Annotated in this window: 12 protein-coding genes; 8 read left to right on the top strand and 4 right to left on the bottom strand. The window is 74.3% G+C overall.

What is annotated here, in order from left to right; genetic code table 11:
* Positions 1-58: 58 nt before the first annotated feature.
* The 3 genes from ABZS58_RS04425 to ABZS58_RS04415 all read left to right on the top strand — a co-directional run bounded on the left by ABZS58_RS04425 (position 59) and on the right by ABZS58_RS04415 (position 2,113).
* The gene (locus tag ABZS58_RS04425) at positions 59-418 is read left to right on the top strand and encodes a GntR family transcriptional regulator (RefSeq protein ID WP_354777497.1); all 360 of its coding nucleotides are present in this window, start codon (positions 59-61) and stop codon (positions 416-418) included.
* Positions 419-494: 76 nt separating this feature from the next.
* Positions 495-1,421, top strand: coding sequence for an ABC transporter ATP-binding protein (locus tag ABZS58_RS04420; protein WP_354777495.1), 927 nt, complete (start codon positions 495-497; stop codon positions 1,419-1,421).
* On the top strand, positions 1,418-2,113 hold the full coding sequence (locus tag ABZS58_RS04415; protein ID WP_354777493.1) for a hypothetical protein: 696 nt from the start codon (positions 1,418-1,420) through the stop codon (positions 2,111-2,113). The genes ABZS58_RS04420 and ABZS58_RS04415 overlap by 4 nt, the downstream gene beginning before the upstream one ends.
* On the opposite strand, the gene ABZS58_RS04410 is transcribed toward ABZS58_RS04415, so the two are convergent.
* Complete coding sequence (locus ABZS58_RS04410; protein WP_354777491.1) at positions 2,093-4,861, bottom strand: BTAD domain-containing putative transcriptional regulator; 2,769 nt, start codon at positions 4,859-4,861, stop codon at positions 2,093-2,095. The genes ABZS58_RS04415 and ABZS58_RS04410 overlap by 21 nt on opposite strands.
* 120 nt (positions 4,862-4,981) lie before the next feature.
* Here ABZS58_RS04410 and ABZS58_RS04405 point away from each other — a divergent pair, with 120 nt between their 5' ends.
* The 5 genes from ABZS58_RS04405 (at position 4,982) to ABZS58_RS04385 (ending at position 9,944) form a co-directional block, all read left to right on the top strand.
* A complete protein-coding gene (locus ABZS58_RS04405) occupies positions 4,982-6,100 on the top strand; it encodes a M20 family metallopeptidase (RefSeq protein ID WP_354777489.1) in 1,119 nt (372 codons plus the stop codon).
* Positions 6,101-6,104: 4 nt separating this feature from the next.
* Positions 6,105-6,869 (top strand): GNAT family N-acetyltransferase, encoded by a 765-nt coding sequence (locus tag ABZS58_RS04400; RefSeq protein WP_354777487.1) that lies wholly within the window; start codon positions 6,105-6,107, stop codon positions 6,867-6,869.
* Positions 6,870-7,008: 139 nt separating this feature from the next.
* Complete coding sequence (locus ABZS58_RS04395; protein ID WP_354777485.1) at positions 7,009-8,634, top strand: MFS transporter; 1,626 nt, start codon at positions 7,009-7,011, stop codon at positions 8,632-8,634.
* 72 nt (positions 8,635-8,706) lie between these two features.
* Positions 8,707-9,351, top strand: a complete 645-nt coding sequence (locus tag ABZS58_RS04390; protein ID WP_354777483.1) for a TetR/AcrR family transcriptional regulator — start codon at positions 8,707-8,709, stop codon at positions 9,349-9,351.
* On the top strand, positions 9,348-9,944 hold the full coding sequence (locus ABZS58_RS04385) for a DNA-3-methyladenine glycosylase (RefSeq protein WP_354777481.1): 597 nt from the start codon (positions 9,348-9,350) through the stop codon (positions 9,942-9,944). Before ABZS58_RS04390 ends, ABZS58_RS04385 begins: the two co-directional genes overlap by 4 nt.
* A gap of 56 nt (positions 9,945-10,000) precedes the next feature.
* Here the strand turns inward: ABZS58_RS04385 and ABZS58_RS04380 are convergent, their stop codons facing one another.
* From ABZS58_RS04380 to ABZS58_RS04370, 3 genes are all read right to left on the bottom strand, one after another.
* Complete coding sequence (locus tag ABZS58_RS04380) at positions 10,001-10,399, bottom strand: cupin domain-containing protein (protein WP_354777479.1); 399 nt, start codon at positions 10,397-10,399, stop codon at positions 10,001-10,003.
* A 133-nt stretch (positions 10,400-10,532) separates the two neighbouring features.
* Positions 10,533-11,672 (bottom strand): Ig-like domain-containing protein, encoded by a 1,140-nt coding sequence (locus ABZS58_RS04375; protein ID WP_354777477.1) that lies wholly within the window; start codon positions 11,670-11,672, stop codon positions 10,533-10,535.
* Positions 11,673-11,782: 110 nt separating this feature from the next.
* A complete protein-coding gene (locus tag ABZS58_RS04370; RefSeq protein ID WP_354777475.1) occupies positions 11,783-12,640 on the bottom strand; it encodes a hypothetical protein in 858 nt (285 codons plus the stop codon).
* Positions 12,641-12,728 lie beyond the last annotated feature (88 nt).

The following is a 12,728-nucleotide window of genomic DNA, read 5'->3' as shown; positions in this document are numbered from 1 at the left end:
TGGCGGTGCCAAGGTTGCATGGTTAGTTACATGAGTAATGAACCGACGAACCCAGCTGATGGATGACGGCCGGCCGATCTTCCTGCAGATCGCAGAGCAGATCGAGAACTCGATCATCGACGGGTCCCTGCCCGAGGAGTCGCAGGTCCCGTCGACCAACGAGCTCGCGGCCTTCCACCGGATCAACCCCGCGACCGCGGGCAAGGGCGTCAACCAGCTCGTCGACGACGGCGTGCTCTACAAGAAGCGAGGCATCGGCATGTTCGTCACCCCCGGCGCGCAGGCCAAGCTCCGCCAACGCCGCAAGGAGCAGTTCGGCGAGCAGTTCCTGCAGCCGCTGCTGGCCGAGGCGGCGAAGCTCGGCATCCACCCCGCTGAGCTCAAGACGATGATCGACCGCTACGAGGAGCAGCGATGAGCGAACTGCGTGAGCGAATCATGGTGCGGTGCCCGAGCGTGCCTCGTGGCGCCGGCGAGCGCGGCGGGGCGGCGTCATGAGTGCCCCCGTCGTGTCCGTGCAGGGCGTGTCCAAGCGGTTCGGGCCGGTCGCGGCCCTCGACGACGTCAGCTTCGACCTGCACCGCAACGGCATCTACGGCCTGCTCGGCCGCAACGGCGCCGGCAAGACCACCCTCATGCAGCTGCTGACCGGGCAGCAGTTCGCCACCGGCGGCACCATCCGCGTCTTCGGCGCCGACCCGGTCGAGAACGCGGCCGTCCTCCAGCGGATCAGCTTCGTCAAGGAGAGCCAGCGCTACCCGGACACGTTCAAGGTCCGGCACGTCCTGTTCGCCGGCCGGCTGCTGCACCCCGCCTGGGACGAGGCGTTCGCCCGATCGCTGGTCGCCGACTTCCAGCTGCCGGTCGGCAGGCCGGTGAAGAAGCTGTCCCGCGGCATGCTGTCCGCGCTCGGCGTCATCGTCGGCCTCGCGTCCCGCGCCCCGCTGACGTTCTTCGACGAGCCGTACCTCGGCCTCGACGCCGTGTCCCGGCAGCTGTTCTACGACCGGCTGCTCGCCGACTACGCCGAGTTCCCGCGCACCGTCGTGCTGTCCACGCACCTCATCGACGAGGTCAGCGACCTCATCGAGCATGTGCTGCTCATCGAGCGCGGCCGGATCGTGCTGTCCGAGGCCGTCGACACCCTGCGCGGCCAGGTCGTCACCCTCACCGGACCGGCGACGGCGGTCGACGCGCTCACCGCCAACACCGACGAGCTGCACCGCGACCGGCTCGGCGGGCTGACCCGCGCCACCGTGCGGGGCACCGTCTCCGCCGATCGTGCCCGCGAGGCCGGCGTCCGGGTGGAGCCCGTCTCGCTGCAGCAGCTCGTCGTCCGCATCACCAGCGCCTCGCAGCCCGGCCGGAACTCGCCGGGCGGCTCGACACCCCCTACCGACGCCCGGGAGGCCGTCTCATGAACCGCGTCTTCGCCGTCGCCCGGCTCCACGCGGCGGGCCGCCGCGACGGGTTGCTGTGGCCGCTCGTCATCCTCTTCCTCTCCTTCGCCGTGAACCTGTTCGTGTTCGGCTCGATGGGCGGCGAGATCGGCGACAAGGGCGTGACCGGCGGCCTCGCGAGCGTCTACTTCACGGGCCTGGCGTTCGGCGCGGTCGCGGTCGCGCAGCAGTTCCCGTTCACGCTCGGCATGAGCGTCACCCGGCGCGAGTTCAGCGCCGCGCTCGGCCTGTTCACCCTCGCGCAGACCGCGCTCTACGCTGTGCTGCTCGTCATCCTGCAGGCGATCGAGCAGGCCACCGGCGGCTGGGGGCTGCGGGTGTGGTTCTTCGGCATCGGGTTCATCGACAGGTTCAGCGTGCCGGCCCAGCTGCTCCTGTACGGCGTTCCGATGCTGCTGATGAGCCTCATCGGGATCACCTTCGGCGCCGTGTACGTGCGGTGGCGCACCAACGGCGTCTTCGGCGCGATCAGCGTCGTCGTGGTCGTCCTCGGCCTCACCGCCGGGCTGATCACGAAGTACGGGCACTGGCCGGCGGTCGGGCACTGGCTCGCCGACCAGAGCGCGCTGGCCCTGTTCGCGGGCCTGCCGTCGATCGTGGTCGTGGCGCTGGCCGTGCTGTCGTGGACGGCACTACGGAAGGCGACCGCCTGAGACCTGGCCGTCGAGGGTGGCGAGGATCGACCGGCCGCGGCGGCGGTGCCCGGCCGCGGCCACCGGGTCCTCGGCGTCGTCGTGGGCGTCGGCGAGGTGGGCCAGCACGGCCGCCTCGCCGGAGCGGTCGCCGACCTCGTGATAGGCCCGCAGCGCGTGCCCGAAGCAGGCGATCGCCTGGCGCGGGTCGCCGAGCCGGTGGTGCGCGTGACCGACGGCGTCCCACGCGGCCGCCTCGCCGTGCCGGTCGTCCAGCGCGATCGTCTCGGTGAGCGACTCCCGGCAGCGTTGCAGCGCCTGCCGGTGCTCGCCGAGCCGGCCGAGGATCGCGCCGGTGGCGTTGAGGGCGCGGGCCCGCCACAGCCGGTCGCCGAGCCGTTCGAAGCGGTGCAGCGCCTGCTCGGTGAGGGTCAGCGCCTCGGGCAGGCGGTCCAGGTGCAGCGCCAGCCAGCCCAGGTGGTAGCCGGCGCGGGCCAGCCCGGCGACGTCGCCGACCTGCTCGTGCACCCACATCGCCGCACCCAGATGATGTTCGGCGTCCTCGTGGCGGCCGATCCGCGCGTACGTGCGGCCGAGCGCGCACGCGGCGTCGCCGAGCCCGGTGTGATCGCCCGAGCGGCGCTGGGCGCGCACCGCGGCCTCGTGGACGGCGGCGAGGTCGTGCCACTGGCCGCGCCGGTCGAGGAACGCGGTCAGCGCCGCCGCGAGCTGCCAGGTGTGCCGGTCGAAGCCCGCGTCGGCGGCGAGGTGCACGGCGGCGAGCAGCGGCCCCCGCTCGGTGTCGAACCAGGCGAGGGCCTCGTCGCGGCCGGCGTGGCGGGGCACGACGGTGCCGGGCTGCGGGTCGCCGAGCCGCTGCGGGGCGCGGGACGGGTCGAGCAGCCGGGCGGCGGCGTCGGCGGTGTGCAGGTAGTGGTCGAGGAGCCGGTGCACGGCGAGCCGGTAGCCGGGCGCGGCGTCGTGGACGGCGGCCTGCTCGGCGGCGTACGCGCGCAGCAGGTCGTGCAGGCAGAACCGGCCGGGCGCGTCCTCGAAGACGAGGTTGGCGTGCAGCAGCTCGGACAGCGGCGCGCGGGCCGCGGCGGCGGGCACCCCGGCGAGGCTGGCGATCGCGTCGGCGCCGAGGTCGGTGCCGGGCGCGAGGCTCACCCGGCGCAGCAGCTCCGCGGCGGCGGGCCGCAGCGCCCGGTACGACCACGAGAACACGGCCCTCGGGTCGGACACCGGGTCGTCGCCCGCGACGGCGTCGAGGGGCCCGGCGGCCCGCAGCGACGCGGCGAGGTCCGCCAGGGGCAGCTCCGGCCGGGTCGCGGCCCGCCCGGCGACGACGGCGAGCGCGAGCGGCAGCCGGGCGCAGCGGGCCACGATCTCGGCGACGGCGGCGGGCTCACCGGCGGCCCGGGCCGCGCCGAGCCGGCGGATCAGCAGGTCACCGGCCTCGCCGGGGCTGAGCAGGTCGACGGTGACGGGCAGCGCGCCCTCCAGCGCGACCAGGGAGGTGAGCGCGTCGCGGCTGGTGACGACGGTGAGGCAGCCGGGCGTGCCGGGCAGCAGCGGCCGGACCTGTGCGGCGTCGCGGGCGTTGTCGAGCACGATCAGCACCCGTTTGCCCGCCAGGAGGCTGCGCAGCAGCCCCGCCTGCGCGGCGAGGTCGGCGGGGGTCCGCTCGGCGGCGACGCCGAACGCGGCGAGGAACCCGCGGACCGCGTCGGCCGGGTCGACCGGGCGGCCGCCGGGGTCGAAGCCGCGCAGGTTCACGTACAGCTGGCCGTCGGGGAACTGCTCGGCGGCGCGGTGCGCCCAGTGCACGACGAGCGCGGACTTGCCGACGCCCGCGGTGCCGGTGACGACGGCGACCGCCGCCTCGCCGCCGTCGGCCCGGTCGTGGGCGGCCCGGTCGTGGGTGGCCAGGAGCTTGTCGAGCCGGGCGAGCTCGTCCGTCCGCCCGGCGAACGCCCGCACCGCCAGGGGCAGTTGCGCCGGGACGGTGTCCCGGTGCACGGCGATCGTCTCCCCGGACGGCGCGGCGAGGCCGGGGTCCTGGCGCAGGATCGCCCCTTCCAGCTCGCGCAGCGCCGCACCCGGCTCGATGCCGAGGTCGTCGTCCAGCGTGGCGCGCAGCCGGCGGAACGTGGCCAGGGCGTCGGCCTGCCGGCCCAGCCGGTACAACGCGAGGATCAGCAGCCCGTGCAGCTGCTCGTCGAACGGGTGCTCCCGGGTCAGCCGCTCCAGGTCCGGCAGCAGCTGCGCGTGCTGTCCGAGACCGAGCCGCGCCTCGAGCAGCCCCCGGCGCCCGCGCAGCCACAGCTGGCCGAGCCGCTCCGCCTGCTCGTCGAGCCACGGCAGCCCGCCGGTGTCCTCCAGCGGCGTGCCCCGCCACAGTTCGAGGGCGGCCTGCAGGTGCCGGGCGCGGGTCGCCGGGTCCAGCCCTGCCTGCAGGCCCGCCGCGATGAGCCGCTCGGCGACCTCGACGTCGGTGCCGTCGCCGCTGAGCAGATATCCCGGCGGGCGGGACGTGATCGCCGCCTTGTCGTCGAGGGTGCGCCGCAGGTACGACACGTGACTCTGCAACGCGTTGACGGCATTGGGCGGGGGCGCGTCGCCCCACACCAGGTCGACGAGGCGGCCGGTGCTGACGACCTCGCCCGGGTGCAGCCCCAGGACCGCGAGGACCGCCTTGCGCCGCTGACCCCGCACGGGGCGCGCGGCACCGCCGACGAGCACGTCGATCGGACCGAGAAGCCTCACCCGCACTCCCCGAACCTATCGACGGTCGCGGCCGCGCGCCGCCGGGTGTCCGACTCTCGGCGACGCAACCGTGCGCGCGCATCGGAGGTCCCCGGTGAAGATCGGAGTTAGGTTGGATCGATGAGCGCGTTGGAGAAACTCCGGGCAGCCGCGCCCGTGCTGCGTGAGGACCTTGCCGGACTCGTCGCCGTCGAGTCACCGTCCGCCGACCTCGCCGCCCTGGCCAGATGCGCCGACGTCGTCGCCGAGCTCGGCCGCCGGTGCACCGGCCGGGCGCCGGAGCGGGTCGTCGTCGCCGACCGCCCGCACCTGCGATGGCGGTTCGGTGACGGGCCGGTGCGGGTCGTGCTGGTCGGGCACTTCGACACGGTGTGGCCGATCGGCACCCTCGCCCGCTGGCCCTTCACCGTCGACGGTGACCGGTGCACCGGCCCCGGCGTCGTGGACATGAAGGGCGGCCTCGTCGTCCTGTTCCATGCCCTTGAGGCCCTGGCCGCCGTCGCGGACCTCGACGGGGTCGCGGTCGTGTGCAACTCCGACGAGGAGATCGGCTCGCCGACGTCGCAGGCGCTCATCGAGGACACCGCCGCAGGCGCGGCCGGCGCGCTCATCCTGGAGGGCAGCTCCGGGGGCAAGGTGAAGATCGCCCGGAAGGGCATCGCGCACTATTCGCTGCGGGTCGCCGGCCGGGCGTCGCACGCCGGGGTCGCTCCGCACCTCGGCATCAACGCCGGCGTGGAGCTGGCGCACCAGGTGCTGCGGGTCGCGGCGCTCGGTGCCCCGCCCGGCACGACCGTCACCCCGACCGACTCGACCGCCGGGACGACGAGCAACACCGTGCCCGCGGCCGCCCGCCTCAGCGTCGACGTCCGGGCGTTCGACCCGGCGGAGCTGGTCCGGGTCGACGCGGCGCTGCGCGGCCTGCGGCCGGTCCTGCCGGGCGCGGAGCTGACCGTCGAGCTCGGCCCGTCCCGCCCGGCGATGCCCGAGTCGGCGTCGGCGTCGATGTTCGCGCTCGCCCGGCGGGTCGCCGCGGAGCTCGGCCTGCCCCCGCTCGTCGGCGAGGCGGTCGGCGGCGGCTCCGACGGCAACCTCACCGCCGGCATCGGCGTGCCGACCCTCGACGGGCTCGGCGTGATCGGCGGCAAGGCGCACGCCGAGGGTGAGTGGTCCGACCTGGCGAGCATGCCGGAGCGGGCCGCCCTCGTCGCGGGTCTCGTGGACGCGATCGGCCGGTGACCCGTTGAACGATGCCTGGGAGTGCGCCGCGGCGGCGGCCGCGCGCGCCGGGGTGCAGGTGCGCGAGACCGTCTCCTTCGAGGACGTGTCGCTGCTGCTGCAGCGGGTGTGGCGGGCCGGGCACCCGGCGGAGGTCGCCGCGCCGGGCCTGCTGCGCACGTACGCGCACTCCGGCAACTACGTCGCCGGGGCGTACCGCGGCGGCACGCTCGCCGGGGCGGCCGTCGGCTTCTTCGGCCGGGACGGGACCGGCACCCCGCACCTGCACTCCTACGTCGCCGGCGTCGAGCCCGGCGGGCTGGGCAGCGGCGTCGGGTTCGCGCTCAAGCAGCACCAGCGGGCGTGGACCCTCGCCCGGGACGTGCCGGAGGTGCGCTGGACGTACGACCCCCTGGTGCTGCGCAACGCGCACTTCAACCTGCGCAAGCTCGGCGGGCGGGCGGTGCGCTACCTGCCCGAGTTCTACGGCGCGATGGCCGACGGCATCAACAGCGGCGACCTCAGCGACCGGCTGCTGCTCGTGTGGCGGCTCGACGCCCCCGAGGTGGTCGCCGCCGCGCACGGCACGCCGTCCGAGGTCGCCGCCGCCGGTCCCGGGCAGGTGCTGGTCGAGATCCCGGCCGACGTGGAGGAGCTGCGGGCGAGCGACCCGGCGGCGGCGACGCGGTGGCGGCTCGCGGTGCGCGCGGCCATGGCCGGGCGCCTCGCCGCCGGCTGGCGGGTTGCGGGCCTCACCCGCGACGGGCGCTACCTGCTGGAGGAGCCGTAGACGCGGCACGTGGCCGTGCCGGAGGGGGCAGGGAGGTGACGACGGCCACGTCCCGCAGCCCGCCCAGCTAACTTTACATGCGTTAGCTGACATGGTTAACCTTACGGGCGTAAATACACGTGTCCGTTAGGGGTCTCCGATGTCCGAACATCCGCGCCGGTGGGCCGCGCTCGCGGTGCTCAGCCTCACCCTCGTCGCCGTCACCCTCGACAACTCCGTGCTCAACACCGCGCTGCCGTCCCTGGCGCACGGGCTGCACGCCACCACCTCCGACCTGCAGTGGATCACCGACGCGTACACGCTCGTCTTCGCGGCGGCGCTGATCCTCGCCGGCAGCCTCGGCGCACGGATCGGCTCGCGGCGGGCGCTCATCGGCGGCCTGGCGGTCTTCGGCGGCGGATCGGCGGTCGCCGCGCTGTCGGACACGCCGTCGCAGCTGATCGCGTGGCGGGCGGTGATGGGGCTCGGCGCCGCGTTCGTCATGCCGGCGACCCTCGCGATCATCACCCGGATCTTCACGCCCGCCGAGCGGCCGAAGGCGTTCGCGGCCTGGTCGGCGGCGGCCGGCATCGGGGTGCTCATCGGGCCCGTGACCGGTGGGGCGCTGCTGGAGCACTACTCGTGGAGCAGCGCCTTCTGGATCAACGTGCCGCTGGTGGCCGCGGCGCTCGTCGCGGTGTTCCGCCTGGTTCCGGCGGTTCCGCGGGTACGGACCGGTCGCCTGGACATCCTCGGCGCGCTGCTGTCCACCGCGGCGGTCGCGTTGCTGGTCGACTTCGTCATCCAGGCTCCGTCGCGGGGCTGGACCGCCGCCACCGGGCTCGCCGAGCTGGGCGCCGCCGTGGTGCTGTCCGCGGCGTTCGTGACCTGGCAGCTGCGGGCGTCGTCGCCGCTGGTGCGGCTCGACCTGTTCGCCAACCGGACGTTCCTGCTCGCCGCGCTGTCCCTGGCCGTCGTCTTCTTCGTCCTGTTCGGCACGCTGTTCGAGCTGTCGCAGTACCTGCAGCTCGTCCACGGGTACAGCCCCCTGGTCGCGGGGCTGGGCGCGATGCCGTTCGCCCTGGCCATGGCGACCACGTCCGCGACGTCGGCGCTGCTGTCGAAGCGGCTCGGCGTGCGGTGGACCCTCGTCCTCGGCCTGTCCCTCGCCGTCGTCGGGCTGCTCTCGCTGTCCACGACCGGGGTGCACACCGAGTTCTGGAAGGTCGCCCTCGGCACCGGCGTCATCGGCCTCGGCATGGGCATGATGATGGCCCCCGCCAGCCTGCAGATCAGCGGCTCCGTCCCCGCCGAGTACGGCTCGACGGCCGGCGCCCTGAACAGCGTCATCCGGGAGCTCGGCGGCGTCCTCGGCATCGCGGTCCTCGGCACGGTGGTCTCCTCGGCGTACAAGGCGGACCCCGGCCTGGTGCTGCCCGGCGCCGACCTGCCCGCCGCCCACGCCGCGGCCGCCGCGATGCCGCCCGCCCAGGCGCAGCGGGTCCTGGACGCCGCCGACGCCGCCTTCACCGCCGCCATGGACCGCGGGGCGCTGGTCGCGGCGGGGATCGCGTTGCTGATGGCCCTCGCGGTCGCGCTCATCCGCCCGGCCTCGGACAGCGCCTCCATGCCGGTGGCACCGGTGCTGAACGCGGCACCGGGGCCTGGTACACCTGCCGCCGCCGGAACCACCGTGGACGGCGCTCCGGCCGGTACACCTGCCGCCGCCGGAAAAGCCGTGGACGGTGCGCCCGCCGGGGCGGCCCTGATCCGGCAACCGGCATGATGGACCGATGAGCGAGCTTCGCGCGCGAATCATGATGCAGGTTCAGCTCAGGCGGACGCCGCAGGCGGCGGCATGAGCAATCCGGGAGGCCGCACCCGCAACCGCAGGGGCGAGGGCGGCCTCCTGCGTGACGAGATCGTCGCCGCCGCCGAGCGCATCCTCGAGCGCGAAGGCGACGAGGCCGCGATCACCCTGCGGTCCGTCGCGCGCGAGGCCGGCATCTCCGCCCCGTCGATCTACGCGCACTTCGCCGACCGCGACGCCATCGTCGAGGCCGTCCTCGACATCGCGTTCGAACGGCTCCGCCGGCTGATCCTGAGCACCGTCGGCACGGCTCAGGACGACCCGGTCGCGTCGCTGCTCGCCGGCTGCCACGCCTACGTCGACTTCGCCCAGCGCGAGCCGGCCCGCTACCGGGTCCTGTTCGGCCGGCTCCGAGAAGGCCGCCCCGAGCTGAAGACCCCGCTGCGGATGCAGGACGTGCCGCCGCGGTGGCGCAGCCGGCTGCAGGCCTTCGAGGTCCTCGTCGACGGGCTCGCCGCGTGCGTCGCCGCCGGTCGCTCCGCCAGCACCGACCCGTTCGCCGACGCGAGCACCCTGTGGACGTCGCTGCACGGCGCGGTCATGATGCGCCAGTTCGTGCCCGGCTTCCCGTGGCCGCCGTTCGACGAGGCGGTCGACGTCCTCGTCCTGCGCATCGGCCGGATCACCGGATGAACCTCGACCTCACGGGGCCCGTCGACGTCGCCGCGCGGGCGCTGCTGGGCTGCACCCTCACCGCCGGTGGGGTGACCGTCCGGCTCACCGAGGTCGAGGCGTATTCCGGCACCGGCGAGGACCCCGCCTCCCACGCCCACCGCGGCCGCACCCCGCGCAACGCCATCATGTTCGGGCCGGCCGGCTACGCGTACGTCTACTTCACCTACGGGATGCACTACTGCGTCAACGTCGTCACCGGCGTCGAGGGCACCGCGTCGGCGGTCCTGCTGCGCGCCGGTGAGATCGTCGACGGGCTGCCCGCCGCCCGGGCCCGCCGCCCCGCCGCCCGCACCGACGCCGAGCTGGCCCGCGGCCCGGCCCGGCTGTGCACGGCGCTCGGCGTCGACCGGGACTTCTACGGCACGTACCTCCTCGGCGACCCGCCCCTGCTGCGGCCGCCGCCTGCTCCGCCCGCCGCCGGGGTCTCCAGCGGCCCGAGGGTCGGGGTCACCGGCGCGCACGACGTGCCGTGGCGCTTCTGGCTCACCGGTGACCCGACCGTCAGCGGCTACCGCCGCCACGTCCCGAAACGGTCCACGCCCGACGCGTAGGTCCTTCGCGGGACCTGCACGGCGAACCTCGCCGGCGGGTTCTGCCCCGGCGCCCGCTACCAGCACGCCTCGCGCTGCGGGACCCGGTCCGAGTCCGGCGGCCGGATCATCGCGGTGAGCGGTGGCATCCGGTACTCGGCGTCGGTCACGTGCTCGCCCCATTCCGTGCCGGTGTCGTCCGGTCCGGTCTCGTGGGTGGACACCACCGCCATGTACGTGTTCGGCGCGGCGCCGTGCCAGTGCCACTCACCGGGCGGGACGACGACGGTGTCCCCGGCGCGCACCTCATGGACCGGGCCGCCCCGGCGCCGCACCCGGCCCACACCGTGCAGGACGGTCAGGATCCGCCCGTACGGGCAGCGGTGCCAGGCCGTCCGTGCGCCCGGACTGAACAGCGCATGGAACGCCTGCAGGTGGGACGGCTCCAGCGCGGTGACGTCCCGGTCGATCCACACGACGCCGGAATAGCATTGTTGCGGGGCCTGCCGGCCTCGGCTCGGGGCACGGACGACTTCCATGGACCTTCCTCCCTGGATCGGAACTCGCTGGATCGGAACTCGCTGGATCGGAGCTGCTGGACCGGACGTGTCAGGCCTTGTAGTCGGCCCAGGACAGGTCCCACGCGGTCCAGCCGTCGCCGGGGTCCAGCGGCACCCCGGTGTTGCGCGTGGTGACCGGGTCACCGACGAGTGTCTGCTCGTACAGCCACTTCGCGTTCGCGGTCGAGACGTTGGTGCAGCCGTGGGAGACGTTGCGCTGACCCTGGTCGCCCACCGACCACGGCGCGGCGTGGATGTACTGGCCGCCCCACGTCAGCCGCATGGCGTACTGCACCGCGACGGTGTACTCCGGGGTGCGGAACACGGTGGAGGCCTCCCGCGACATGACCACGGTGACGCCGCTCGACGTCGGCGTCGACGGCTTGCCGAGGCTCACCGGCATGGTCCGCACGAGCGCGTCGTTCTGGTAGACACTCAGCTGCTTCGTGGCGTTGTCGATGTCGATGGTCAGCTTCCGGCCGATCGTGACCGTCGCCGCGAAGTCCTCGTCGGCATGGCCGGCGCCGATCCGCACGCCGTTGAGCGCCTTCCGTGCGGTGATCTTCGTGCCCGGCTGCCAGTACTGCTCCGGCCGGTACATCACCTGCCGGCCGCCGAACCAGTGCCACGCACCGGCCTGCGGCGGATCGGTCTTCACGAAGAGACGCTGCTGCACGGCGGCGCGTGACTCCTGCGGAACGTCGGAGCCGAACTGCACGACGATCGGCATGCCGACGCCGTAGGTCCCGCCGTTGGTCAACATCAGATCGGACGTGACGACCGGTCCGCTGGGCTTCGCCGCCGTGGTGAAGGCCGTCTCCCGGGTCACGGGCTTGTTGTCGGTGCCGACGGCGGTGACCTTCGCGGTGTACGCCGTGCCGTAGCGCAGCGCGGTGGCGGGCACCCAGGACGAGCCGTCGTCCCGGAACTCGCCGGAGACCCGCTGGCCCGCCGCGTCGGTCAGGGCTACCTCGGTGATCTTCCCGTCGTTCACCTTCGTGCCGATCTCGGTGCTGACCGGCACCCCTGACTCGCCCCCCGCCGGGGTGACGGCCAGCCCGACCGCCGGCGGAGCGGCCGATTTCGCCGCCGTGGGCTTCTTCGCCGAACTGTGACACGCCGTCAGGCCCAACTGCGCTCCCACCGCGAGCGCGACCAGGGTCACCGCGGTCCGGCTGGGCCCCCTCATGTTCTCTGCCTGTGCATGGACATGGGGGCATCGTCGTGCGCATCCGGGCGAGGCCGGGGCGGTAAACGAGTGACCCTGCGAGGGATCCCGGGGGCGGCGCGGCGGAATCCCTACATGACGGCGTCCACGATCTGCTGTGCGAGCCCTTCCCACTTCGCATAGGCGTCCGGGTAGGCCGACCGCTGCACCTGCTGCGCCGCGACGGTGACGGCCTGCTGCTCCCAGCCCTGGATCCGGGTCAGCGCCGCGTAGAACCTGCGTGCGGACTCGTGCGGATCCATCAGCTGGCTGATCGAACCCCAGCTCGGCCGCTGCTGGAAGAGGCCGACCGAGTCGTAGTCGTACCCCACGCCCTCGTTGGGGTGCTGCAGCGACTGCGGCAGGTTCGGGTTCGCGAGGTTCCGCAGGTGGCTCTCCTGCAGTGCGGTGGCGATCCCCACGACGGCCGCGCGCCGCGGCAGGCTCAGCTGCCGGGCGACGTCGACGATCGCGACGGCGTTGTTCATCTCGGCCTGGGTCAGCCCGCCGACCGGCGCGTGCACGGTCGGCGACGGCGCCGCCGGTGCCGCCGGCGATGCCGGTTGCGCGGCGGACGGTGCCGGGGCGGCCTTCGTCGGTGCCGGAGTGGCCTTCGCCGCCGGCGGCGGGACGGTGCCCGCACCGTCGGCGGGTTTCCGGGCGCGGCTGCGTGAGGCGGGCCCGTCGGCCGCCGAACGTCCGGCGTCGACGGCGAGCGCCGCACTGTTCACCGGCACGGGGCCGGGTCCGGCCGACGACGACAGCGTCGGGGACAGGCCGATCGCCGTGACCGCGGCGGTGATCACGGCGTACCGGCGGATCTCGGGCGGCACGGGTGCGCGCAGCCGGAAGCGGGCCGCGTGCCTCCCGCGGCGGGAGCGGCGCAGGTGGCGTGGACCGCGCACGTGCGCACCGCTGAACTGCTGGTCATCGTCGGCGCCCGGGAGCATCCGGCGAGCCTAGGGTGACTCCGGATCCGGGGTCGTGCCAGGCGTGCGAAGCAGCCGACCGGACACTGGGCGTGCCGCACCGAGCCGG

Source organism: Dactylosporangium sp. NPDC005555 (assembly GCF_040605635.1).
GTDB lineage: Bacteria > Actinomycetota > Actinomycetes > Mycobacteriales > Micromonosporaceae > Dactylosporangium.
This window is presented reverse-complemented; position numbering and strand designations above follow the sequence as displayed.

Excerpts from the sequence above, each read along its gene's own strand:
- ABZS58_RS04425 (WP_354777497.1), top strand. The coding sequence starts at position 59 with ATGGATGACGGCCGGCCGATCTTCCTGCAGATCGCAGAGCAGATCGAG.
- ABZS58_RS04420 (WP_354777495.1), top strand. The coding sequence starts at position 495 with ATGAGTGCCCCCGTCGTGTCCGTGCAGGGCGTGTCCAAGCGGTTCGGG.
- ABZS58_RS04415 (WP_354777493.1), top strand. The coding sequence starts at position 1,418 with ATGAACCGCGTCTTCGCCGTCGCCCGGCTCCACGCGGCGGGCCGCCGC.
- ABZS58_RS04405 (WP_354777489.1), top strand. The coding sequence starts at position 4,982 with ATGAGCGCGTTGGAGAAACTCCGGGCAGCCGCGCCCGTGCTGCGTGAG.
- ABZS58_RS04395 (WP_354777485.1), top strand. The coding sequence starts at position 7,009 with ATGTCCGAACATCCGCGCCGGTGGGCCGCGCTCGCGGTGCTCAGCCTC.
- ABZS58_RS04390 (WP_354777483.1), top strand. The coding sequence starts at position 8,707 with ATGAGCAATCCGGGAGGCCGCACCCGCAACCGCAGGGGCGAGGGCGGC.
- ABZS58_RS04385 (WP_354777481.1), top strand. The coding sequence starts at position 9,348 with ATGAACCTCGACCTCACGGGGCCCGTCGACGTCGCCGCGCGGGCGCTG.
- ABZS58_RS04375 (WP_354777477.1), bottom strand. The coding sequence starts at position 11,672 with ATGAGGGGGCCCAGCCGGACCGCGGTGACCCTGGTCGCGCTCGCGGTG.
- ABZS58_RS04370 (WP_354777475.1), bottom strand. The coding sequence starts at position 12,640 with ATGCTCCCGGGCGCCGACGATGACCAGCAGTTCAGCGGTGCGCACGTG.